This window comes from Desulfovibrio sp., assembly GCF_019424165.1.
In the GTDB taxonomy this organism is placed as follows: Bacteria; Desulfobacterota; Desulfovibrionia; order Desulfovibrionales; family Desulfovibrionaceae; genus Desulfovibrio.
Genome location: NZ_JAHZAA010000001.1, coordinates 253,303 through 275,791, shown reverse-complemented (window position 1 = coordinate 275,791; position 22,489 = coordinate 253,303). Strand labels below are relative to the sequence as shown.

Annotated in this window: 20 protein-coding genes; 13 read left to right on the top strand and 7 right to left on the bottom strand. The window is 59.8% G+C overall.

Going from position 1 to position 22,489, the window contains the following annotated elements; translation table 11 throughout:
- The first annotated feature begins 373 nt into the window (after window positions 1-373).
- From rodA to lpdA, 9 genes are all read left to right on the top strand, one after another.
- Entirely contained in the window at window positions 374-1,480 is a 1,107-nt protein-coding gene (gene rodA, locus QZ377_RS01070) for a rod shape-determining protein RodA (protein ID WP_291438743.1), read from the top strand.
- A 25-nt stretch (window positions 1,481-1,505) separates the two neighbouring features.
- A complete protein-coding gene (locus tag QZ377_RS01065; protein ID WP_291438742.1) occupies window positions 1,506-1,847 on the top strand; it encodes a polymer-forming cytoskeletal protein in 342 nt (113 codons plus the stop codon).
- A 185-nt stretch (window positions 1,848-2,032) separates the two neighbouring features.
- On the top strand, window positions 2,033-2,587 hold the full coding sequence (locus tag QZ377_RS01060) for a GAF domain-containing protein (protein ID WP_291438740.1): 555 nt from the start codon (window positions 2,033-2,035) through the stop codon (window positions 2,585-2,587).
- A 176-nt stretch (window positions 2,588-2,763) separates the two neighbouring features.
- On the top strand, window positions 2,764-3,780 hold the full coding sequence (gap, locus tag QZ377_RS01055; protein ID WP_291438738.1) for a type I glyceraldehyde-3-phosphate dehydrogenase: 1,017 nt from the start codon (window positions 2,764-2,766) through the stop codon (window positions 3,778-3,780).
- A 455-nt stretch (window positions 3,781-4,235) separates the two neighbouring features.
- Complete coding sequence (locus QZ377_RS01050; protein WP_291438737.1) at window positions 4,236-5,936, top strand: sigma-54-dependent Fis family transcriptional regulator; 1,701 nt, start codon at window positions 4,236-4,238, stop codon at window positions 5,934-5,936.
- A 522-nt stretch (window positions 5,937-6,458) separates the two neighbouring features.
- The gene (locus tag QZ377_RS01045) at window positions 6,459-8,054 is read left to right on the top strand and encodes a sodium:solute symporter family protein (protein WP_291438735.1); all 1,596 of its coding nucleotides are present in this window, start codon (window positions 6,459-6,461) and stop codon (window positions 8,052-8,054) included.
- A gap of 12 nt (window positions 8,055-8,066) precedes the next feature.
- Window positions 8,067-8,528: an OsmC family protein gene (locus tag QZ377_RS01040; RefSeq protein WP_291438733.1), complete on the top strand. Its 462-nt coding sequence runs from the start codon at window positions 8,067-8,069 to the stop codon at window positions 8,526-8,528.
- A 194-nt stretch (window positions 8,529-8,722) separates the two neighbouring features.
- The gene (gene gcvH / locus QZ377_RS01035) at window positions 8,723-9,115 is read left to right on the top strand and encodes a glycine cleavage system protein GcvH (RefSeq protein ID WP_291438731.1); all 393 of its coding nucleotides are present in this window, start codon (window positions 8,723-8,725) and stop codon (window positions 9,113-9,115) included.
- A 171-nt stretch (window positions 9,116-9,286) separates the two neighbouring features.
- Window positions 9,287-10,690, top strand: a complete 1,404-nt coding sequence (gene lpdA, locus QZ377_RS01030; RefSeq protein ID WP_291438728.1) for a dihydrolipoyl dehydrogenase — start codon at window positions 9,287-9,289, stop codon at window positions 10,688-10,690.
- A gap of 191 nt (window positions 10,691-10,881) precedes the next feature.
- Here lpdA and QZ377_RS01025 read toward each other — a convergent pair whose 3' ends face one another.
- On the bottom strand, window positions 10,882-11,343 hold the full coding sequence (locus QZ377_RS01025) for a nuclear transport factor 2 family protein (RefSeq protein WP_291438727.1): 462 nt from the start codon (window positions 11,341-11,343) through the stop codon (window positions 10,882-10,884).
- Window positions 11,344-11,563: 220 nt separating this feature from the next.
- Here QZ377_RS01025 and cysK point away from each other — a divergent pair, with 220 nt between their 5' ends.
- The 3 genes from cysK (at window position 11,564) to QZ377_RS01010 (ending at window position 15,827) form a co-directional block, all read left to right on the top strand.
- Complete coding sequence (gene cysK / locus QZ377_RS01020; RefSeq protein WP_291438725.1) at window positions 11,564-12,484, top strand: cysteine synthase A; 921 nt, start codon at window positions 11,564-11,566, stop codon at window positions 12,482-12,484.
- A gap of 394 nt (window positions 12,485-12,878) precedes the next feature.
- Entirely contained in the window at window positions 12,879-13,841 is a 963-nt protein-coding gene (locus QZ377_RS01015) for a chemotaxis protein (RefSeq protein WP_291438723.1), read from the top strand.
- A 702-nt stretch (window positions 13,842-14,543) separates the two neighbouring features.
- Window positions 14,544-15,827, top strand: a complete 1,284-nt coding sequence (locus tag QZ377_RS01010) for a DUF4910 domain-containing protein (RefSeq protein WP_291438721.1) — start codon at window positions 14,544-14,546, stop codon at window positions 15,825-15,827.
- Window positions 15,828-16,103: 276 nt separating this feature from the next.
- Here QZ377_RS01010 and QZ377_RS01005 read toward each other — a convergent pair whose 3' ends face one another.
- From QZ377_RS01005 to QZ377_RS00980, 6 genes are all read right to left on the bottom strand, one after another.
- Window positions 16,104-16,796: a DVU0298 family protein gene (locus QZ377_RS01005; RefSeq protein WP_291438719.1), complete on the bottom strand. Its 693-nt coding sequence runs from the start codon at window positions 16,794-16,796 to the stop codon at window positions 16,104-16,106.
- A gap of 239 nt (window positions 16,797-17,035) precedes the next feature.
- Window positions 17,036-17,635, bottom strand: coding sequence for a lysine exporter LysO family protein (locus tag QZ377_RS01000; protein WP_291438717.1), 600 nt, complete (start codon window positions 17,633-17,635; stop codon window positions 17,036-17,038).
- Window positions 17,632-18,015, bottom strand: coding sequence for a LysO family transporter (locus QZ377_RS00995; protein WP_291438715.1), 384 nt, complete (start codon window positions 18,013-18,015; stop codon window positions 17,632-17,634). The genes QZ377_RS01000 and QZ377_RS00995 overlap by 4 nt, the downstream gene beginning before the upstream one ends.
- A 395-nt stretch (window positions 18,016-18,410) precedes the next feature.
- The gene (locus QZ377_RS00990) at window positions 18,411-19,334 is read right to left on the bottom strand and encodes a hypothetical protein (protein ID WP_291438713.1); all 924 of its coding nucleotides are present in this window, start codon (window positions 19,332-19,334) and stop codon (window positions 18,411-18,413) included.
- Window positions 19,316-20,569, bottom strand: a complete 1,254-nt coding sequence (gene coaBC / locus QZ377_RS00985) for a bifunctional phosphopantothenoylcysteine decarboxylase/phosphopantothenate--cysteine ligase CoaBC (RefSeq protein WP_291438711.1) — start codon at window positions 20,567-20,569, stop codon at window positions 19,316-19,318. Before coaBC ends, QZ377_RS00990 begins: the two co-directional genes overlap by 19 nt.
- The gene (locus QZ377_RS00980; RefSeq protein WP_291438709.1) at window positions 20,566-21,180 is read right to left on the bottom strand and encodes a hypothetical protein; all 615 of its coding nucleotides are present in this window, start codon (window positions 21,178-21,180) and stop codon (window positions 20,566-20,568) included. The genes coaBC and QZ377_RS00980 overlap by 4 nt, the downstream gene beginning before the upstream one ends.
- 132 nt (window positions 21,181-21,312) lie before the next feature.
- On the opposite strand from QZ377_RS00980, the gene queA reads away from it, so the two are divergent.
- On the top strand, window positions 21,313-22,410 hold the full coding sequence (gene queA, locus QZ377_RS00975) for a tRNA preQ1(34) S-adenosylmethionine ribosyltransferase-isomerase QueA (RefSeq protein ID WP_291438707.1): 1,098 nt from the start codon (window positions 21,313-21,315) through the stop codon (window positions 22,408-22,410).
- Window positions 22,411-22,489: the final 79 nt, after the last annotated feature.

Here is a 22,489-nt window from a genome sequence, read left to right as displayed (position 1 = left end):
CGTTGCGTGGCAAACCGCTCTGGCCGGATTGACCGGCATGGGCGGCGCAACATGCCGCAACAGCGCACATAGTTTATGCCTCGGTGAACATTCCCGCGCGGGCATAGAGAAGCGGCAGGCACGCCCACGACATTGGGGAGCGCCCAAAAGCGCCCGCCGGAAACATGTTTTCAACAGCGCCTGCGCCATATTGTGCTGTTTTCCCGCGCGTTGCCGGGCCACTATCCTGACATGTTCCTGGGCTGTGCGCCCGGAAAAAGAAGAACTTCCAACGCTGTGCCGGCGAATCCGGCAGCGCGGAACACGGAAAAATACGGCGGCACAGCAGCCAGAGACCGCGCAAACGCATGTTTTTTTGACCAGGTAAGACCGTATGGACAAAAGTCTGTTCAGCTACATCAACTGGGGCCTGCTGGCCTGCATGCTGCTGCTCTATCTTGTGGGCGTGGGCAACCTGTATTCGGCCAGCGGCACGCGGATGGAAACCGGTCTGGCCTTCAACAGTTTTTACCAGCGGCAGATCATCTGGGGCCTGTGCGGCCTGGCCTGCATGCTGCTTGCAATGACCTTTGACTATCGGCAATTGCGCAACCTGGCGTGGCCGTTCTTTTTTCTGACCCTGCTGCTTCTGCTGCTTGTACCCATTGCGGGCAAAACCGTTTACGGGGCCAAGCGCTGGCTTTCACTGGGCTTTATGAGTGTGCAGCCTTCAGAACTGGCAAAGCTTTCGGTGCTGGTGCTGGCCGCGCGGCTGCTTGCGCGCGACGGCAGCCCACTGGGCTGGAAAGACTTTATCTCCATAGCCGCTGTCTGCCTGCTGCCCTGCGCGCTCATCGTCACACAGCCCGACCTCGGCACAACCATGCTGATCCTGCTTATTCTGGCGGGCATGATCCTGTTCCACGGCCTCAAGGGCTATGTGCTCAAAACCTGCCTGCTTGCCGTACCCTGCTTTGGGGCTTTCATGTGGTTTGTGGGCATGCACGACTACCAGCGCCAGCGCATCCTGACCTTTCTTGATCCCACCACAGACCCGCGCGGCACGGGCTACCACATCATTCAGTCGCGCATTGCCATCGGCTCGGGCGAACTTTGGGGCAAAGGTTTCAAGGAAGGCACGCAAAGCCAGTTGCGCTTTCTGCCCGAACGGCACTCCGACTTTGCCGTGGCGGTTTTCGGCGAAGAATGGGGCTTTGTGGGCTGCGTGGCCCTGGTGACCCTGTTCTGCCTGTTTTTGCTGTCCATTTTCTCCACTGCCGCGCAGGCCAAAGACCGTTTTGGCAGCATGCTGGTGGTAGGAGTATTTTTTTACTTTTTCTGGCAGATACTCATCAATATGGGTATGGTCATAGGCATCATGCCGGTGGTGGGCATTCCACTGCCCTTCATCAGCTATGGCGGCAGCGCCACCGTAGTTAATTTCACGCTGCTGGGCATTGTGCTCAATGTGTCCATGCGGCGCTTCATGTTTAAGGGATAATTGTCAATCCAACGGGGAGTTCGCTGTGGCCAAGGACGAAATAGCCTATCTCGGTTCCGATACTGTTTACGAAGGAAAACTGCATTTCAAGGGTACTGTGCGTATTGAAGGCAAGTTCAACGGTGAAATTGTCAGCGAAGGCACGCTCAATGTGGGCAAAGACGCCCTGGTCACCGGCAGCCTCGACGTGGGCGAACTGCTGCTTTCCGGCCGCTTTACCGGTGAGGTTACGGCCCGTCGCCGTGTGGTTGTCTACGGCTCCGGCGTTCTGGAAGGCCAGGTGCAGACCCCTGTGCTTCTTACCGAAGAAGGCGGGATCATTGAGGGGCAGGTGAGCATGCAGGGCTGCGGCAAGGTAAAGGCGTAGCCAACGCCCTTTACTGCGGCGCGGCAAATACCCGCGCGCGCGTCGTCAGAGGCGCATTGCCCCGATGAGAAAAATAGCGCATACTCTGAATCGAGAATATTTCAACACCGATACGGATACATGGCTTTGGCGGTCATGCCGCCTCAGCCGGATTCTTTTGCACCGCTTTCTTCAAGGAGGCACACATGGCACAAGATTACTTCCGCGCACTCAGAGATGTGGCGCTGGTCATCAACTCCAGCCTTGAACCCAAGGACGTTCTGCACAAAATCACGGAACAGACCGCCTGCACCATGGGCTGCAAGGCCAGCACCATCCGCCTGCTGGACAGCACGGGCCGCTTTCTGCTGCCCAGCGCAGCTTACGGCCTTTCCGCCACCTACCTGCGCAAAGGGCCGGTAGAGGTGAAACGCAGCGGCATGGACGGCGAAGTTCTGGCCGGAAAAACCATTCACCTCAAGGATGCCGCTGCCGACGGCCGCTTTCAATATCCTGAATCAGCCAAAACCGAGGGCCTGGTTTCCGTTCTTTCAGCCCCCCTCATGGTGGACGGCAAGGCCATCGGCCTCATTCGCGTGTACTCCGCCGAAGAGCGCGAATTCACCCCCGATGAACAGACCTTTATGGAAGCCGTGGCCGCCATTTCGGCTCTTGCCATTGAAAACGCGCGCCTGCATGAGGCGCTACGCAACAACTACGAGCTGATGAGCAAGCACGCCTACTCGGTGTACGAAGACTAACACGCGGGTACGGGGTATTCCGCGCATGGCCGCGCAGCGCGCGGCGCTTCTGCCCGGATACCATAACGGCCCCTGCGCCCCCAAAAAACGCTCCATGCGCCGGAAGCAGGCCTGCTCCGTCTGAAAAGCGCACGGCGGCATACGACATTTCCCTCAACAGCATGAGGATTTCGCATATGAGCAAGATCAGAATAGGCATCAACGGCTTCGGCCGCATCGGCAGGCAGGTTTTCCGCGCTCTGTACCAGCACTACCGCGACCGTGTGGAAGTGGTAGCCATTAATGACCTCTTTGACGCCGAAACCAACTTTCACCTGCTGGAATACGACTCGGTTTACGGCCGCGCGCATATGGACGTCAAAATAGACGGCACGGAAGTGACCGTGGGCGACTGGAAAGTGCACTGCTTTGCCGAACGTGACCCCAAACAGCTTACCTGGGGCCAGTACGGCGTGGATATTGTTGTGGAGAGCACGGGTATTTTCCGTAAGGCTTCACAGTGCTCGGTGCATATTGAAAACGGCGCGAAAAAGGTCATCATCACCGCTCCCGCCAAGGAAGAAGACATCACCATTGTCATGGGCGTGAACCATCAGGAATACGATCCGGCCAAACACCACATCGTGTCCAACGCCTCCTGCACCACCAACTGCCTGGCTCCCGTGGCCCTGGTGCTGCAAAAGGAATTCGGCATCCAGATCGGCAACATGACCACCATCCACTCCTACACCAACGACCAGCGCATTCTGGACATGGCCCACAAGGACCCGCGCCGCGCCCGTGCCGCAGCCTGCAATATCATTCCCACGTCCACAGGGGCCGCCCAGGCCGTTGCCAAGGTCATTCCCGAACTGAAGGGCAAGTTCAGCGGCTATTCGCTGCGCGTACCCACGCCCACGGTGTCCGTGGTGGACTTTACCGGCATTCTGGAAAAAGAAACCGACACCGAAACCCTGCTGGGCAAACTCAAGGAAGCCTCTGAGACCTACCTCAAGGGCATTCTTGAATATAATGACAAGGCGCTGGTTTCAATGGATTTCAAGGGCAATCCGGCTTCGTCCATTCTTGAGGCCTCCTACACCACGGTGCAGGACGGCAAGATGGTCAAGCTGGTGGCATGGTACGACAACGAGTGGGGTTACTCCTGCCGCGTGTGCGACCTTGCCTGCCTCATGGCCGAAAAAGGCCTGTAGGGCCGGTTCAGCTTTTCTGCTCCGCGCGGCGTTGCCAGGCCGCGCCGCGCAACAAAAAAGCTCTGCCGCGTAGCGCCGCGTTTCCTGTCGGTCGTGTCTGCCTTGCGCAGACGCGGCCGACAAGGTTTTTCCGCGCCTGCCCGCTCCCGTAAAAAATATGAAGCTGTCCCGGGCAGGCTATTGCCAACAGCCCGGCAGTACCTAACTAGATACTGCGGCTGCCGCCACGCACAGCCGCGACACACCACTGTGTCCCCCCTTTGCCGGGCATGCAGAGCCGGAATCGCGTCCGGCGGCTGACAGCCTGCCCACTGACAGACTCTGCATAGAAAAACAGCCTTGCATACATCCGGGCCAACTGTTCCACACGCCCGGCAATGCCGGTGCAGCGCAGCTGACGCCGCACCGGTCATAAAACCCCGAGACATTCCATGCCCGCACTGCCCGAAGAAAGTATGCTTGTTGAACAAGTCATGCACGACAATCCCGAAACCCTGACGCCCGGGCATCTGCTCAAGGACGCGCTGCCCGTTTATGAGCGCCACGGAGTCAATTGCGTACCCATTCTGGACGAAAGCAAAAAGGTGCGCGGCATTCTGACCATATTCCGCCTTGTGCAGGCCATACGGTCGGGCAAGTCTTTTGAAACGCCCATCAGCGAAGTTATGGATGTGGACCTTGTGAGCATACGCAACGATGCCACCTTCGGCATGGCCTGCAGTATGCCCATCGACAGAATGCTGGTACTCGACCACGACGACAGGCTTGTGGGCGTGCTGACCAAGAAAGAACTCATCCATAAAATCTACAATGCATTCTGTAGCGCCGACTGCCATAACCGGGAGCTGAGCGCGGTCATCAACTGCGCCACGGACGGCATCATCATTTTCGATACCAACGGCAAGGCCCTGTATACCAACGATAAAATCCGCTTTCTCCTGCCGGATTGCGACACCATCAACCAACCGGACAGCCCGGCCATGAAGGCTGTGGCCGAACTGCTCAAAAAAACCCTGCACTCACGCAAAAGCGCCAGCACCCTGCTTGAAGACTGCAACGGCAAACAGGTGATTTTTTCCACCACGCCCATCTTTGACGCGGACCAGCGCCTCTTCCGCTGCGTGTTGTCCGCCCAGGATATGACGGAAATTACCCGCCTTCAGGAAGAAGCCGAAAACAGCCGCCGCAAGCTGGCGGCCTTTCAGGAAGCCAGCCTCAAGGGAACCAGAACCATCGCCCACAACCCCGCCATGCTGCGCCTGCTGGACGAGGCCGCCCGCCTTGGAGGCGTGGACTCCACCGTGCTCATCACCGGTGAAACAGGGGCGGGCAAAGAGGTTGTGGCCATGCACATCCACAACCACAGCAAGCGGCGCAACGGCCCGCTGGTGCAGATAAACTGCGGCACCATCCCCCAGCACCTGCAGGAGGCGGAGCTTTTCGGCTACGAAAAAGGCAGCTTCACCGGGGCCAATGCCGCCCGTGCGGGCATGCTGGAGGTTGCCCACGAAGGCACGCTCATGCTGGACGAAGTGGGCGAAATGGATCTTACCTTGCAGGTCAAGCTGCTGCGCGCCCTGCAGGAGGGCGTCATTTACCGTATTGGCGGGCGCAAGCCCGTCAGGCTGGATGTGCGCATCATCGCCATGACCAACAGGAACCTGCTCAAGATGGTACGCGAAAACACCTTTCGCGAGGACCTCTATTACCGCCTCAACGTCATCCCACTTGCCGTGCCGCCCCTGCGCGAACGACGCGAGGACATTCTGCCCCTGGCCCAGCACTTTCTTTCCTGCTTCAGCAAAAAGTATTCCTGCGCCTGCAGCCTCAGCCCGGCGGAAGAAGAAATGCTGCAAGCTTACTCCTGGCCCGGCAACGTGCGCGAGCTTGCCAATTTTATGGAGCGGCTAACCATCGCCAGCCTGTCATCGGGCAGCCGCGCGCCCGTGTGGGAGAGCATCGTTCGCCCCAATGGCTCCGTAGCCCCGCCCGTCAACGCGCCCATGCGGGAGCAGATGCGCCATTTTGAAAAACAATGCGTTGAAAACGCCTTGCGCAATACCGTGAGCATACGGGCTGCGGCCCGGGCGCTGGGCATCTCGCACGCAACCCTCTTGCGCAAGATGCGGGAACACGACCTGGTGGTTCAAAATTAAACCACTCTGGAAAGCAGACTCCCGCCCACATCCCCCCTTCTGCGCCATATCTGCTTTCTGAATGCCTGCATGTTGTGAAAAAGAGACTGTGGTTCATTTATGAACCACGTGGTTCGTTATCGAACCACTCCCTCCAGGCTGCGCCTTTGCGTCCTCAAAATATCATATCCTTATATTGCGCAATGTTACGCAAATGCACAAGCACAGGCCTTTTCAGGCTCCTGCCCCTGCCTACTCTTTTATAATTAATACAACAGCATGTTTTTACTGTAAAAACTTTTTGGAACAATCTTTGCTATAGGGCCTATGTCTTTCGGCATGGCCGAATACGCAAAGCACTACGTTCCCCTGCCGCCGGCGGCGGAGGAACAGGGATCGAGAGAGGATGCCAGGTCGGCAGGCCGACATGTCGGCACACCGTCAGGCCGTACGGATACCTGGAAAAACGGCCGTTCAGTCAACGTATTGGGGGCGCGCCCGCCTGTGGCGGCGTGAAATTTAAGGAAGCATGAGGAGTAATTTATGACTTCTTCGGCCATTTGGATGTTCGGCCTGGCCCTGGCCTATACGCTTCTGCTCATTGTCATGAGCCAGATAGCCAAAAAGAAGGCCCAGGCTGGCGAAGATTTCTTTGTGGGGGGGCGCAAGTTCAGCCGCTGGACCGTCGCCTTCTGCATTACCGGCCTGTTTTCGGGCTCCACCTATATCGCCATTCTTGAACTGTCCTACCTCACGGGTATTTCCGCCCTGTGGTACGGCGTGGCGGAACTTACCCACGTGCTTATCATTGCGCTGGTGCTTATCGGCCCCTTCCGCAAACGCATGATGGTTACGATATCCGGCCTTATCGGCGACAAGTACGGCAGGGCCGCCAAGGGCATTGCCGGGGGCATCACGGCCATTACCTTTCCGATGTGGTCCGTTGCCACGGCCCTGGCTTTCGCCTCGTGCATCAACGCCATCACCGGCATGGACATGCTGCTCGCCGTGGTTATCACAGCGGCGCTCATGTATGTCTTCCTGAGTGCGGGCGGCATGTGGTCCGTAGCCATGACGCAGACTGCCAACTTCTTTGTTTTCATGATCATGTTTGCCGTGGCAATTTACGCCATCGCAATCAATCCCGGTTTTGACGCCGTGGCTACCCTGCTGACCACAGACGCCAAGTACGGCGACCTTACCAGCGTGGGCCTGCAGACCATTCTGGCGTGGTTCGGCACGTTCTTGATCAACGTGCTTCTGGCCCAGGCCGCCTTTCAGATGGCCCTTTCGTGCAAGACCGCTGACGAAGGCCGCAAGGGCCTGCTGATCGCCGGCGGCTTTAACGTCATCTTCATCGCCATGGGTGTGCTTGTGGGCGCTGCGGCGGCCATTGTTACCCCCGGCAACGCGCGCGGCCTCGTGGCTGTACCCATCTACCTGATGGAAACCCTGCCTGGCCCCATGGTGGGTCTGTTCACCCTGGGCATCTGGGCCTGCGCTCTTGGCTGGGGTGCTCCCTGCCAGTTCTCCGGCGCAACCAGCCTCGGCCGCGACGTGGGTTCGGCTATCTGGCCTGACGCCAGCGATGCCAAGCTTGTCAAGCTTACCCGTCTTTCGCTGCTGGCCCTCACCTGCCTTATGATTCTCTTTGGCTACCTGCGTTCCGAACAGGCCGCATGGTGGAATATCTTTGCCTGGACCGCCCGTAACGGCGCGACCTTTGCCCCCATGGTGGCAGCCCTGTTCTGGACCGTGGCCACACCGCGCGGCTCGCTGACGGCCCTTATCGCGGGTTGCGGCGCGGGCCTCATCTGGAACTGGCTTGGCGGCTGGGCCGTGGGCAGCTTTTACCTCAAGATCCATCCCGTATGGGTGGCCATGGCCGCCAACATCATTGGCATGACCGTGGTTTCGCTGGCCGAAAAGGGCTGGTACTTCATAAGCCCCGCCGGCGGCCTCAAGGCGCTGCGCAATGTCTCCATCGGCCTTGCCCTCGTGCTGGCTGTCGCCCTTATGGCGGCCGGATCGTGGTTCTACCAGACAGGCCTTTGGGGCATGACTGCCTTCCTCGTTGTGCTCTGCGCGTGGGTGGCCCTTATCTTCAGCACTGAACGCCAACAACCCTCTATGATATAAGGATTTTGCATCATGGCAAAGATTAATGTGGAATGGAAAGGGAACATGATTTTTGAGGGCAAGGACTCCGACGGCCACAGCCTGACTATGGATGCCTCAGCCATCTACGGCGGCAACAATCAGGGCGTGCGGCCCATGGAAATGCTGCTCATTTCCCTGGCTGGCTGCACCGGCATTGAAGTGGGCCATGCCATGAACAAGATGCGTCTGGAATACACAAGCTTCAGCATCACGGCCGATGCCGTGCGGCGTGAAGAAATCCCGCAGATCTTTACCGAGATCAATGTGGAGTACACTGTTGAAGGCACCGGAATCAGTCTTGAGAGGTTCGTGCGCGCCTTTGAGCTTGGCGCTGTAAAATACTGCTCTGTGGCCAACATGCTCAAGGCCAGCAGCAAGATAAACTACAGCTTCGTACTCAACGGACAGCGTTACAACTATCCCTTGCAGGATGGAGAGGCTGCCCCGCAATAGCCGGCAGTGCAAACACCACTACCCTGAGAGGACGGCCATGCCACGACCCCGCAAGTTCCCGTCAGGCGAGCAGATCACGCCCCTGCCGCCGCAACGCATGCCAGGTTGACACACCCCGCCCTGCCAGGACCGCCGCCGCGCCCCACACTACGGGAGGCGCGGCGGTTTTTCACACCCGATAATGAGGAGAACCCATGTCCAGCTACACCTTGCCCGAAGACCTTTCCTATACCGACGAGCACATCTGGCTGCGCGAAGACGCCCAGGGCCTTACCGTGGGCATTTCAGACTTTGCCCAGGCACAGCTTGAAGAAGTGGTCTACGTGGACATGCCCGCTGTTGGCAGCGCCGTTGAGGCGGGAAAAGAATTCGGCTCCGTGGAATCAATGAAATCCGTCAGCGCGCTGTTTTCGCCTGTTTCCGGCGTGATCGAAGCTGTCAACACCGAGCTTGAAAGCAAGCCGGATCTCGTCAACAACGACTGTTACGGTCAGGGCTGGATCCTGCGCCTGCGCAAGGAAGGCGACAATACCGTGCCGCTGCTCTCCGCCGAAGAATACCGGGCCCACCTGAAGTCACAGGCCTGAGGCTGTTTACAAACAGATCATTTTCCGCCACGGACAAGGGAATACGGGGCCTGACGACAGGCGCGCTCCCTTATGGTATGCCACTGGAAACAACGCCCCGGCGTGATGCACTCCCCGGGCAAAAAAGCCCTGGCCTCATAAAACCTGCGCAAGCCAGCACGAGGTAACGATATGAAAAAACTGACCATCATCGGCAGTGGCCCCGGCGGCCATATGGCGGCCTTTGCGGCGGCCCGCGCCGGGCACAGCGTGACCCTTGTGGAAAGCGCGGCCGTGGGCGGCACCTGCCTGCACACGGGCTGCATCCCCACCAAGACCTTCAAAAGCTCGGCCGATGCCCTTGAAAAAATACGCCACATGGGCAACTACGCCATCACCGGCAACGCTGATGCCGCCATATCCATGCCCGACCTGCTGGCGCGCAAAAAAACCGTCATCGGCCTTCTGACCACCGGCCTTGAAAAAACCTGCGCCAGCCTCAAGATCACCATTGTGCGCGGACGCGGCCGGGTTGTCAGCGCCAGGGAAGTGGCCGTGAACACCCAGGAAGGCACTGTGCTTGTGGAAAGCGACAACGTGATCATCGCTACCGGCTCGCGCCCGCTTGACCTGCCCTCCCTGCCTGCCGATCACAAGCACATCCTCAACAGTGATGACGCCCTTGCCCTGGAGCATGTGCCTGCCAGCATCGCCATTGTGGGCGGCGGCGTTATCGGTTGCGAAATGGCCTGCATTTTCCGCTCGTTCGGCGCACAGGTCACTGTTATTGAAGGGCAGGACCGCCTGCTGCCCATCCCCTCGGTGGATGCTGAAATGAGTAAGCTGCTGCTGCGCGAAATGAAAAAAGCGGGCATACGGGTGGAGCTTGGCAAAACCGTCAGCGCCGCCACTGTGGAACAGGGCGTGGCAAAACTTGCCGTAAGCCCCTCGCGGCCCAAGGGCGATGCCCCGGCTGAAGCGGCCATGCTGGACGTGGAGTCGGTTTTTGTCACCGTGGGGCGCGTGCCCAACACTGAAGGGCTCGGCCTTGACGAAGCGGGCATTGCCGTGACGCCGCGCGGCTGGATTGAGGTGGATGACTGCCTGCAAACCTCTGTTCCCGGCGTGTTTGCCATCGGTGATGTTCTCGGCCCGGAAAAAATCATGCTGGCCCACATGGCCTCTGCCGAAGCCGAGCATGTGGTGGCCCACCTTGATTCTCCCGCCCCCTGCGACTACAGCGTTGTGCCTTCGGCCATTTTCACCACGCCTGAAATCGGCTGCGTGGGCCTTTCTGAAGAACAGGCCCAAGCTGCCGGGCTGCCTGTCCGCTGCACGCTTTTGCAGGTAAGAGAGCTTGGCAAGGCCCACGCCATGGGAGAAATTGCCGGGGTATTCAAACTGGTGGCCCATGCTGAAAACAATACCATTCTTGGCGCTCACCTTTGCGGGCCGCACGCCACGGACCTTGTAGCCGAGGCCGGGCTGGCAATCCGCCTGGGGGCCAAGGTTGACGATGTGGCACACACCATTCACGCCCACCCCACCCTGGCCGAAGGTTTTTACGAGCTTTGCCACAAGGCCGCGCGGCCCTAGCATTCTGGCGCATTTTTGCTGTCAGTTGCTCTGACAGGCCTTACTGATTACAAAAACACGTCCGGCTTTTCCTGCCTTGTTGCGGGAAAAGCCGGACGTTTGCCTGTTGCCGCCGGGGCTGCTCAACCCTGCCGTATCAGCGCGGCTGGCCGGAACCGGGGCATTGGCTCAAAAAGCAGCGGTTTCGTAAGTTATTGGATTTTGCAGTTGCCGTCCTTGCAGTCCGTGCTGGGAACCACAGGCGTGGCCTGGAACAGCACCACCTGTTCACGGCCCTGGTTTTTCACCAGTACCAGGGTAAAGCGCATAAGTCCCTCGGGCTGGGGAGGCACGGACGTACCCTTGAAATACCCGTTGCCCGTCACAAGCTGCGCGCCGCCGATCAGGGCAGTACGCGCATTGAGGATGGTAAGGCGGTCGACCACCAGCTCCTTGCTTTTTATGGACTGGATAAAGTGTTCCTTGTCTTCGATATGCCCGTTGGCGGCGATATTCCAGTAATTGGGAGCCAGCAGGGTCTCAAGGGCCGGAATGTCTCCGGTCATGACCGCTTCGGTGTACAGGGCCACGCTGTCGGCCTTGGCCTGCGCCGTACCGGCGGAAAGGCAAAAAACCAGAGCGCAGATAAGCGAAGCCGCTTTCAGAAGTTTCATTGGGGTCCTCCGTCGTTATGCTGGGCCGTCAGTGCGGCGGCAATCCGGTGCGCCGTTGCAGATCTTTCCGCCGTGCTTCCGGCGGCCAATTTGCCAACTGACGCGCTTTCCTCTATTCTCTTCTTTCAACTGTTAAGCAAAATGCGTTCATTGTAAAGCTTCCCCTACCACCCTCAGGACTTTCGGGAATTTCTCCACCACATTACGAGGTGTTCGCGCCATGCTCACCAATATTCTTCAGGCCATCGGCAATACGCCCATGCTACGTCTTGATCTTTCAAAAGACATGCCCGGTACGGTCTGGCTCAAACTTGAAAACCGTAACCCCGGCGGCTCCATCAAAGACCGCGTGGCATTTCACCTCATTGAAAACGCCCTTCAATGGGGCGAGCTTGAACCGGGCGGCCTGGTGGTGGAAGCCACCAGCGGCAACATGGGTATAGGCATAGCCCTGGTTTCTGCCGTGCGCGGCCTGCGCTGCGTGCTCGCCATGCCCGAATCCATGAGCCTTGAAAGACGCAACCTGCTCAAAGGCCTTGGCGCGGAACTGGTGCTCACCCCCGCGGCCAAAGGCATGACCGGAGCAGTGGAAGAAGCCCGCCGCATAGCAGACGAACAGGGGGGATTTATCCCCGGCCAGTTCACCAACCCCGAGGCGGTGCAGGCTCATTACAAAACCACCGGGCCGGAAATTTACAGCGACAGCGTGGGTAAAATGGACGTGCTGGTGGCTGGCGTGGGTTCCGGCTCATCCATCACGGGCGCGGGGCGCTTTCTTAAAGAGCGCATACCCGGCTTCAAGGTCATTGCCGTTGAACCCGCGGCCTCTCCCGTAATCTCGGGCGGCAAAGCATCGCCGCACCTTATTCAGGGCATTGGCGCGGGCTTTATTCCTGCCATTCTCGACCGTTCGCTGCTGGACGAAGTCCTGCTGGCCGACGGCGAAGAAGCACTGGATACGGCGCGCCTGCTCATGCGTCAGGGCATTGTGACGGGCATATCCACCGGAGCCAATGTGCGCGCCGCCCTGCAGGTGGCGGCACGCCCGGAGATGGCAGGCAAAAACATTGTTACTTTTGCCTGCGATACGGGCGAGCGGTATATGTCCACCAGGCTGTTTACCGACATGACCCAGGCCTGAGCCGGGCCGCCAGAGACACCGTAGGCCGTTTGCCCGGTGCGGTTGCAAAGGCCGCCCCGAAACCGGCCCGCAGTGCAACCGGCATTTCCCTGCGGGGCAGCAATGCTGCCCCGCAGGAGTACAGAGAGCCGCCTGCTGTTACGCGGCAGGGAGCGGCAGTCTTTTGTACTGCGCCATTTTCCGAGCGTGGCGCAACACAGTGTTTTATTTTCTGAAAAAGTTGCAACATTCTACCATCAAGGCATTTCTTCTGCATAAACAGCGGGAATGACGCTTTGCCCTAAATACTTTTTTTATCCCGGCCGATAAGCAGTGCAGAACCGAGAGCGTTTCGGCCCCAAGCCCCGGCATGCGGCATCTCACGGCGGCCCGCCCGCCCAATGGAGTACCTTTCATGGCGCAGACCAACATATTGCTTGAAACCGGCACCAATGAGCTTGAAATCGTTGAGTTCTATGTCAATCAGGACGGCTACGAAGCGCATTACGGGCTTAACGTGGCCAAAGTGGTTGAGATAGGCCGGCGCCAACCGGTCACAGCCATGCCTGAAATGCGCCACAAAGCCTTGCTGGGAGCATTTCTGCACCGCAACGGCCGCATTGTGCCGCTTATCGACATGGCCTGTTTTCTGGGTAATGCCCCCATCACCAACGAAGACGCCAAGGTTATCGTAACGGAATTCAACGGGGTATGCACAGGCTTTCTGGTTTCCGGCGTCAACCGCATCTACCGGCTGAGCTGGACAGATGTGGAGGCCCCCGGCCAGTTTTTGCAGAACATGAGCCGCAGCTCCGTAACCGGTGTGGTACGGCTGGAAGAGCGCGTCATTTTTCTGCTGGATCTGGAAGCCATTGTGGCGGAACTGCACCCGGCCATGGCCCTGCGCTTTGACGCTTCGGATATGGCCGCGCCCGACGGCAAGACCTACAAGATCCTGCATGTGGACGACTCCAGCAGCATACGCAGCCTGTTGCTTGACCTGCTCAACAAGGAAGGCCGCTTCAAGGTGGAGCAGCGCGTCAACGGGCAGGAAGCCTGGGACTATCTGCAAAGCGTGCGCAACCGCTGCGAGGCCGAGGACAGACCCGTTTCAGACTTTTTGCAGGGCATTATCACCGACATAGAAATGCCCGCCATGGATGGCCTTGCCCTGTGCAAGCGCATCAAGGAAGATCCGGTGCTCAAAAAGCTGCCGGTAGCCATTTTTTCATCCATGATCAATGACAGCCTTGCCAGAAAGTGTGCGCTGGTGGGGGCGGATGCCCAGTACACCAAGCCGGACCTCAAGGCGCTCTCAAAAAAGCTGTATGAGCTTATCACCGTGGCCTGGGAGCAGCAAAACGCCGCCCAAAGCTGACACGCGCGACTGACGCACACTGCCGCCCTTGCCAAAGGCCCGCCTTGCAGGCACATGCGCCCGGCGTGATGCGCCTTGCATCTCCCCGGGCATGGGCCGGGCATGGGCCAGACATGGGCCAGACATGGGCCGGGCTGGCCGCAACAAAAAACAAAAATGTAAAAATCTGCTCTTCCACGAGCTTTCCGGCGGCGGGATATTCCCGCCGCTTTTTTGTTCACGCCCGTCTGCCCAGTACCATCACAGGGCCTCCGTCTTCGAAAAATAAAAACATCAACATAAAAAGATTGTTATAAAAAAAATCTGCCCGGGGCCGGTCACGGCTGCAAACAGTGCTGGACAAGAGGCGTCCTTTTTGCTTCCGTATGCCCCGTATAGTCCTGTATGACGGGAGGATACGCGAACGCGGGAACATCTGTTCCCGCCCGCCGGATCTCCGGGGCATGATCTGCCGGAGCGGGCCGCAATGCCTGCTGCCGCCGGCATGCCCTTGCCGGAAACAACTATGGGGAAAAGCGCGGGAGAAAGGTTCCGGACGGGGGCCAACGCCGCGCCAGGGCGGCAAACAAGCCGCCACCTGTGCAGGAGGGAAGATGCCGTTAGCGCCATGCCAGTATGTGCCGGCCGTAAAGGCTGTTCTTCTTTCTGTATCTTTCACGTCCGCCCTGCTTGGGCGGGCAAGAGGCGCACAGGGGCTTTCCCATGCCAAATCTGCACAGTTTTCTACAGCGGCTTTTTCCCATATGCCGCAGCATTACGGGCAATGGCGTCCGGCAGACTCTTTCCATACTCAAGGAAGAGCTGCCCGCCCTGCAACTGCATGAAGTGCCTTCCGGCACACCGGTTTTCGACTGGACCGTACCGGATGAATGGAACATCACCGAGGCACGGCTTACCGGTCCGGATGGTGAAGTCATTGCAGACTTTACCCACTGCAACCTGCACGTGGTCGGGTATTCCGAGCCTGTAGACATCCGCCTGTCGCTGGACGATCTGCAGGAGCACCTCCATTCCCGGCCTGACCTGCCCGAAGCCATACCCTACGTAACGTCCTACTACGCCAGGCGCTGGGGTTTCTGCCTCAAGCACAGCGTGCGCCAAAAGCTCAAACCCGGCACATATCATGCGGTCATACGTGCTTCTCTGGAGCCGGGGTATCTTTCCTATGGAGAGTTTGTGCTGCCGGGGCAAAGCGAAAAAGAAATATTTCTGTCCACCTATGTCTGCCATCCATCCATGGCAAATAACGAGCTTTCCGGCCCGGTGGTGGCTACCGCTCTGGCCCGCTGGCTGCAAAGCGCGCCGCGCCGCTATACCTACCGCATTGTGTTTGTGCCTGAAACCATCGGGGCCATCACTTATCTGAGCAAGAATCACCAGATGCTGCGCCAGCGTGTGGCGGCCGGCTTTAACCTTACCTGCCTGGGCGACGACCGCGCCTACTCCTATGTGCCCAGCCGCAAGGGAAACACCCTGGCCGACAGGGCAGCGCTGCATGTATTGCGGCACTTTGCCCCGGACTTTGTGCGCTACACCTTTCATGACAGAGGCAGCGATGAGCGCCAGTACTGCTCGCCCGGCATTGACCTGCCCCTGTGCAGCGTCATGCGCACAAAATACCACGCCTTTCCCGAGTACCACACCTCGTTGGACGACTGCTCTCTGGTAACGGAAAAAGGCCTTCAGGGCGGCTTTGAGATCATGCGCAAGATACTTGAAACGCTTGAAGAAGACGTTACATACCAGTGCCGTGTGCTGTGCGAGCCGCAACTGGGCAGGCGCGGGCTCTACCCCACACTGAGCACCCGGTATTCCTGTACCGAGCAGGTGGACCTCATGATGGACCTGCTGGCCTATGCCGACGGCAGCATGAGCCTGCTGGAAGAAGCGGAAACCGTAGGCGCGGATATTTTTCGCTGCGCTTCTGTCATGCGCCAGCTTGAGGAACAGGGCGTCATATGCAGAAAAAATGAAAGCTTAACGTAAAAAGCGTATGCCCGTTGAGAACAGGTTTTCTCAACGGGCATACGCCGTCTGTTTCGCTATGACGCCACGCAGGCAAACTACGCGTACGCCGTTGTATTTGTGTCGCCACCCGCCTATGGGCTGTCAGCGCGGCGTCTCTGCCGCGCATTTCCGGCACACACGTCTCCGGTACGCGCAGCTCCGGCACGCACAGCTTCGACGTATCCTGCAAGCCCGAAAAAGCAAGGCAACGCTCCGGGCTGCCGGTACGCCCCCAATCACCTGCTGTTGTCAAGCTCAGGCAGAAAGTCTGCCCAGAGCCTCCTCGGCTATCTGGCTGACGTTTTTTTCGTACACGTCGTTGCCGTCAAAAAGTTCACACATTTCATCATGCCCGGCATCGGCCAGACGCCGCAGGGCCGGGGCATCCATCAGGTCCGGGGGCAGTTGGCTCAAGGCCCAGGCCGCCATGCCACGGCAGATGACGTCCTGATCCTCAAGCCCCTTGAGCAGCCATTTGCGCGCGCCAAGGCACAGCTCGGGCCGCGCCTGCGCCAGACGGCCTATGCTCCAGTAGCAGGAGCGCCGCAGGATGTCGTGATCACAAAAGTTGTCGTCGTAGCCGAGATCAATGATGTAGGAAATGAGAATGCGGTGAAAATCCTTGGCAAGCGAGGGGCTGGCGGCGAGAATTTCGCCAAAGGCATCGGGGATGCCCCAGCCGATATTGCCGGATTCTTCATTCAGATGCCACATGAGGCGGCGAATGATATTTTTTGCGACTTCGGGCTGCTTTTCGGCCAGGCGGGCCGTTACCAGCCCCAGAGCCACGGCGGCGCGGTGCATGGTCTGCGGCCCGAGCAGCAGAAAAGAAAAAAGCGGACCGACGTTTTCAAGGCCCCCCTGGGCGATCTCGTCCAGATGGTCGCGCCATTGGGGGCTGTTGATACATTCCTTCAATTTTTGTTTGGCTGAGCGCATACGGGCCATGACATATCCTCCAGGGGCTGTATTCCGGCTCCGTGTATATAGTTATAGTTTTTTACGGTTCTGGCAAGGCGGCACGTCCGAACCATTTTTTGCACGGCCTGCGGCAATGGAACCGGCGCCCCCTGGAAGCAGTTAATGCTTCAAATGCTTGCTTGACGGCCGGCAAGGCCGCCCTGCAGTCATTTGGCGACAAGGAGCTGGAGACAAATACTTGTAAAGCATTTCACGTGTGAAATACTCTAGATGCTGCAAAAAAATGTCACCCAGAAAGGCACGCTGAAATCCAGTACCAGCGCATGCACAATGGATATGAATATCCACTGGTTGCCCGCATACCGGGTAATGACGGGCAGGGTGGTGTCCAGCGTGGAGGCCCCGCCGCAGCTTATGGCTGCCGTAGGCCCCATAAAGCGCACCAGCAGCGGCGTAAAAAGCAGGGTAATCAGTTCACGGGCTATATTGCTGATAAGGGCGATGGTTCCCAGCTCCGGCCCCTTGTACTGGGTAATGAAAATGGACGAGAGCGAGTAATAGGCAAAACCCGCGCCCACAGCCATGCATTCCGCCGCGCTGTACACCAGGAAAAAACTGGCAAGGGCTGTACCTGCGAATGTTCCCACGGTGGTGGCAAGGGGCAGCAGCAGCACGCGGGGGCGCAGTGTACGCAGCATCTCGCCGAGCCGTCTGTCGGCCCCCATTGATACGCCCACCAGCAGCATAAGCGCCCACAGCACATAGAGCGTCATGTCATGCTCTATGAAATAGTCGGGAACAAAACCCAGCCGGGCCAGCAAAACACCAGCACCAAAAAAGAAAAGGATCAGCAGGCTGCCTTTCATGAGTGCGGGCCATCCCGCCCGATACCAGCGGAAGCGGCAGGGGTGGTGGAATGCGCGGAACAGGGTTTTTCCGTGCCGTCACTTGCGCAAAATCTTTTCAGCGCCTCGGGTTCCGGAGGCTGCCGGAAAAAGCGGCGTATACACAGAACGCACACAAGAGAGCCGCCCACGCCGAACAGGGTCAGCAGCATGGCTGCGCTGCCCAGTTCCGGCAGCGCGCCCATCAGGGTACTGTTGCCGCCCACAGAAATACCAAGGGCAAAGAGCAGCAGCACAATGGCGGGAGTCACACAGCGTGAAAGCACCGAGGCCACTCGCCTGCCGCGCAGCAGAAAACCGGCCAGCATGCCCAGAAACATCAAACCGATGGCGATGAACACGAAGCCTCCGAAAAACCGCCCATATCCCACACGACAGAACCAAAGCAGCCGCCCCGGCATGCACGCCGGACCAAGCCCCCAACCAGTCAAAACATGTTGGCTGATGTCATTGCTCGGCGCGAAAAGAAATCGCCGGGCAAGGCGAACAGGCCCCCGCAGCGAACGTCGCGCATATCTCGCAATTGCCATGCACTTGAATACCTGGGGAGTGAGCCGGAGGAATGCGCAGGGGATTCCGAAGGAGCACAGCCCCTGCCGGAACCTGCCAGCCCCTGACAGGACATGACAGGCCCGCTGCCGTCCGCCACACAAAAAGGCCTCAATGAGGGCAGCAAAAGCATTGCAAACGGCAACCACGCTCCCGCATCGGATGCCTTTTTTCACTGGCACACGGCCTAGCGTGTCACCTGCCGCAAAGCCTGCCGCAAAAAGGCCAGCATGGAGGCATAGCGCTGGTCCTCGCGCTGCATGTAATCCACATCCCACAGCACCCACACCATATGGCCCCTGTAGCGCGCCTGTTGCAAGGGACGCAGACCCGAGGGCAAACCCAGCGCCTTTACCGCCGCAGAACCCATAACCACAACGCCACGCGCGCCCAGGCGCGAAGCCCCGGACCAGAACGCGTCGGCATGGGGGGCAAGGCCGTCTTCACGCGCAGCCGGCACGGCTGGCGGTACGGCAGGTTCCGCGCCGCCCTCGTCAGGCAGGCTGGCGGGCCAGAACGTGTGCGTACCGGCCGGGTGGGCCAGATCCTGAAGCAGTTTCTGCAAAAAGCCCCGGCGCTCCATCTGCCCTTCGGCCTGAGCGTTGCACAGGTCAAGGCCGAGATTCCAGTAGGTCCACAGCACAAGGCCGGGGCGCGTCTTTTCAAGCTGCCTGCGCCAGGGCGTGGGCCAGAGGTCTGGGGTCAGAGGCTTCCACAGGCGGCTGCCGGAAGGTTGTGCGCTCTGCCCGCCTTCTGCCGGGACGGGCGCGGGGCGATGGCCGCTGCCCTGCTCCTGCACCGGTGACGGCGGCGCGCCCTGCCCGCGGGAAGGCGCGGCGGCTTGCCGGAAGCTGCTGCCCTGACCTTCGGGCCTGCTCTGCCTGTCCGGGCTGCCAGGCGCTTTTGCCCCGCCCTGCACACCTTGGGCATGGGCGGGCTGACGGGCCGCACTGCCGTAACGGGGCTGCTCTTCCCTGCTGCGCACGGGCGGTGTTGCCGCGCTTTCGGCACGGCGCGGCGCAAAGGCGTCAAAGCCTTCGGGCATGAGCAGGCAGGAAAGGCCGCGGCGCTGCCACAGGGCGGTGAGCGGATTTACATGCGCAAAAGCCACGAACACAACTCCCAGGCCACATCGGCCTTGCTCTGGGTGGGCCAGATTTCTTCACGGCCGTTGGCATCCACCACAACCATGCTGTTGGTGGGCGAGGCAAAGCCGCTGTCTGCGCTGTTGACCCTGTTGGCCGCCAGAAGATCGGCTTTTTTTCGCGTGATCTTGGCGTGGGCCAGAGGCAGCAGGGCGTTCATATCCGGCGCGGTTTCGGCGGCAAAGGCCAGAATTTTCTGGCCCCGCACGCGCTGCTCCGCAAGACTCTGTAAAATATCGGGATTGGGCAAAAAATCCAGGCTGAAGCCATGCGGGGCTTCGGCTTTTTTAAATTTGCGCGCGCCCAGGGGTTTGGGCGAAAAATCCGCCACAGCAGCGGTGAACATGCCCACATCCATCTGCGGCCACAGGGCCGTGGCCACGGCAAACATATCCCGCGCGCCGACCACATCGCGCCGGGCAATGCCCTGGGGCATGCGCACGCGCACCCCCGGCCCGCACACTGCCGTCACCTCCGCCCCGCGCAGCCATGCGCAGACGGCCAGCGCCGCCCCCATAAGCCCGCTGGAAGGATTGGACCAGAAGCGCACGCCGTCCCAGCCCTCACGGGTGGGGCCAAGGGTAACCATCACCCGCCTGCCCGCCATATCCTGCGGGCTGAGCGCCTTGAGCGCCGCCAGAAAAATATCATGCAGGGGGGCCAGCCTGCCCTCGCCTTCATCACCGCAGGCCGTGCCGCCGCAGGCCGGGGCCACAATATGCGCCCCGCGCTCGCGCAAAAGCGCCACATTGGCCCTGGTGGCCGCATGAGCCCACATACGCGGATTCATGGCCGGGGCAATGACAAGGGGGCCGTCAAAGGCGAGCGCCTGGGCTGCCAGCATGTCGCCGGCGGCCCCGTGGGCCAGACGAAAAAGCGCATCAGCCGAGGCCGGGGCCACCACCATGGCGTGAGCGTACTGCCCCGGCTCAAGGTGGGCGAAAATTTCCTGCCCCTGGCTGAACATATCTTCATAAACAGGGGCCGCGCCCAGCGACTCAAAAAGCATGGGCGTTACAAAACGGCGCGCGCCAGGCGTGAGCGTGGCCGAAACATGCATGCCCATGCCGCGCCAGGCCCGCAGAAGATCCGCAGCCCGATAGCAGGCCACGGAACCGCATACACCAAGATGCAGACGTTTTTGTGCAAAACGCGTGCTGTGGTCAAAGGGCGTTTTCAATCCGCTTTTCTGGTCACTCATAGGTTACGCTCCTGCAGGCCGCCCCCGGCGCCATAGTTGCCGCCTCCATAACTGCCCCCGCCATGTCCACCCTGGGGGGCGGTATTCATGCCGCCGGAATCCCCGAACCCGCCGGAATCTCCGGCAGGGGGCGCAACGGCCGCATCAGCCGCATCCTGCATGGGCAGGGGCGCGCCATCGGGCAGGCGGTCGCCTGTCCAGATATTCATGATGGTCAGTACAGCCTGGCTTTCAAAGGCCAGCACAGCCATGGCCGCGCCCCGGTCGTACACGTAGACCGCCCGCGCGCCCTTGCGCAGGGCCAGGCGAAGCTGCCAGCCCTGAGCCTGTAGACCGGAGTACATGATCTGGGCCGCAAAAGCCGTGTTGACCTGGCCGCGCAGCACCTCAAGCCCCTGCCGCCCGCCGCCGGGGCCAAAGTCCTGAAAACCGTGAGAGGCGTACCGCTGCATGCCCGCAGGCACAGGTACGCCGAGCAGCTGGCTTGTGGACGCATCGGTGCCGCCTGTCAGAGGGTCGTTGGAAAAAGGATTTTCCAGCCCAATGGAGGCGCAACCCTGAACTGTTGCGAGAATTGCCAGTAACACAAGGATGACAAGAGGCCGCCGCATGGCTATACTCCTTCCCTCCCACTCGTCATATGCCAAGGGGAGCAATCACGTCACCCTAGCCTCAACGCCCTGCCCTGACAAGAGCGGCAGACATGCAAGGGGCGGGAACATCATAACCGGGACCTGTACGTCATGCATATCGAGGAAGCTGATTTCTTACTGCAAAGCTATCGTTTCGACCTACCGCAGGAGCAGGTCGCCCAGTTTCCGTCTGAAGAACGGGGCGGCTCGCGGCTTCTGATCATGCCGCGCAGCGGCGAACTCACCCTGCGCCATAAAAATTTTTGTGACCTGCCGGACTGCCTGCCCGAGGGGGCGTTGCTGATTGCCAACAACTCCCGGGTATTACAGGCGCGCCTTCTTGGCACGCGCTCCACAGGCGGCAAGGTGGAATTTTTATTGCTCACTCCCCTGCCTCTTGTGATCGAGCGGGCCAAGGCCGATAAAAACGGCGGCCTGTATGCCGAGGCCGAGGGTCTTGTGCGCTCCGGCGGCAGCATCCGCGAAGGCGAAAGTTTTGGCTTCGGCGCGGGTATAGGCGTAACCGTACTGGAATCCGGTCCCTTCGGGCAGCGGCGCGTGCGCCTGAGCTGGACGGGAGACCTTACAGCGGCCTTTGCGGCCACGGGGCATATTCCCCTGCCGCCCTACATCAAGCGGCCCGATGCCGAAGACGACCTGAGCCGCTACCAGACCGTCTATTCCCGCCAGGACAAAACCGGATCTGTGGCCGCACCCACGGCCGGGCTGCACTTTACGCCGTCCCTGCGCGAGCGGCTGGCGGCAAAAGGCTTTGAGTGGGCGGAAGTAACATTGTACGTAGGCTACGGCACGTTCAGCCCAGTGCGCAGCAGCGACATACGCAGCCACCGCATGCACCGCGAATATATAGAAATACCCGAAGCCACGGCCCTGGCAATCGCCAGGGCCAGGGAAGAAAAAAGGCCGGTCATTGCCGTGGGAACCACCAGCCTGCGGACCCTCGAAGGCGTGGCGGAGCTTTGCGGCCGCGTGCAGCCCTATACCGGCTGGACGGATATTTTCCTGTATCCCGGCAGGCCCTTCCGCGTGGCGGACGGGCTTGTGACCAATTTTCACCTGCCGGAATCCTCACTGCTCATGCTGGTCTCGGCCTTTGCCGGGCGCAAGCGTGTGCTCGGCGCCTATGCCGAGGCCATTGCCAACAACTACAGATTCTTTTCATACGGGGATGCCATGCTGATCCGCTGACGCCCCTTGCCTCGCGCCGTCCGTACTCCGCACGCCGCTTCCGGGCATGCGTAACCTGCGGGCGGCTCGTGGCCGGTGC

What these genes read in the sequence shown, in the direction of transcription:
- rodA (WP_291438743.1), top strand. Translation starts at nt 374, where the DNA reads ATGGACAAAAGTCTGTTCAGCTACATCAACTGGGGCCTGCTGGCCTGC.
- QZ377_RS01060 (WP_291438740.1), top strand. Translation starts at nt 2,033, where the DNA reads ATGGCACAAGATTACTTCCGCGCACTCAGAGATGTGGCGCTGGTCATC.
- gap (WP_291438738.1), top strand. Translation starts at nt 2,764, where the DNA reads ATGAGCAAGATCAGAATAGGCATCAACGGCTTCGGCCGCATCGGCAGG.
- QZ377_RS01050 (WP_291438737.1), top strand. Translation starts at nt 4,236, where the DNA reads ATGCTTGTTGAACAAGTCATGCACGACAATCCCGAAACCCTGACGCCC.
- QZ377_RS01045 (WP_291438735.1), top strand. Translation starts at nt 6,459, where the DNA reads ATGACTTCTTCGGCCATTTGGATGTTCGGCCTGGCCCTGGCCTATACG.
- QZ377_RS01040 (WP_291438733.1), top strand. Translation starts at nt 8,067, where the DNA reads ATGGCAAAGATTAATGTGGAATGGAAAGGGAACATGATTTTTGAGGGC.
- gcvH (WP_291438731.1), top strand. Translation starts at nt 8,723, where the DNA reads ATGTCCAGCTACACCTTGCCCGAAGACCTTTCCTATACCGACGAGCAC.
- lpdA (WP_291438728.1), top strand. Translation starts at nt 9,287, where the DNA reads ATGAAAAAACTGACCATCATCGGCAGTGGCCCCGGCGGCCATATGGCG.
- QZ377_RS01025 (WP_291438727.1), bottom strand. Translation starts at nt 11,343, where the DNA reads ATGAAACTTCTGAAAGCGGCTTCGCTTATCTGCGCTCTGGTTTTTTGC.
- cysK (WP_291438725.1), top strand. Translation starts at nt 11,564, where the DNA reads ATGCTCACCAATATTCTTCAGGCCATCGGCAATACGCCCATGCTACGT.
- QZ377_RS01015 (WP_291438723.1), top strand. Translation starts at nt 12,879, where the DNA reads ATGGCGCAGACCAACATATTGCTTGAAACCGGCACCAATGAGCTTGAA.
- QZ377_RS01010 (WP_291438721.1), top strand. Translation starts at nt 14,544, where the DNA reads ATGCCAAATCTGCACAGTTTTCTACAGCGGCTTTTTCCCATATGCCGC.
- QZ377_RS01005 (WP_291438719.1), bottom strand. Translation starts at nt 16,796, where the DNA reads ATGGCCCGTATGCGCTCAGCCAAACAAAAATTGAAGGAATGTATCAAC.
- QZ377_RS01000 (WP_291438717.1), bottom strand. Translation starts at nt 17,635, where the DNA reads ATGAAAGGCAGCCTGCTGATCCTTTTCTTTTTTGGTGCTGGTGTTTTG.
- coaBC (WP_291438711.1), bottom strand. Translation starts at nt 20,569, where the DNA reads ATGAGTGACCAGAAAAGCGGATTGAAAACGCCCTTTGACCACAGCACG.
- QZ377_RS00980 (WP_291438709.1), bottom strand. Translation starts at nt 21,180, where the DNA reads ATGCGGCGGCCTCTTGTCATCCTTGTGTTACTGGCAATTCTCGCAACA.
- queA (WP_291438707.1), top strand. Translation starts at nt 21,313, where the DNA reads ATGCATATCGAGGAAGCTGATTTCTTACTGCAAAGCTATCGTTTCGAC.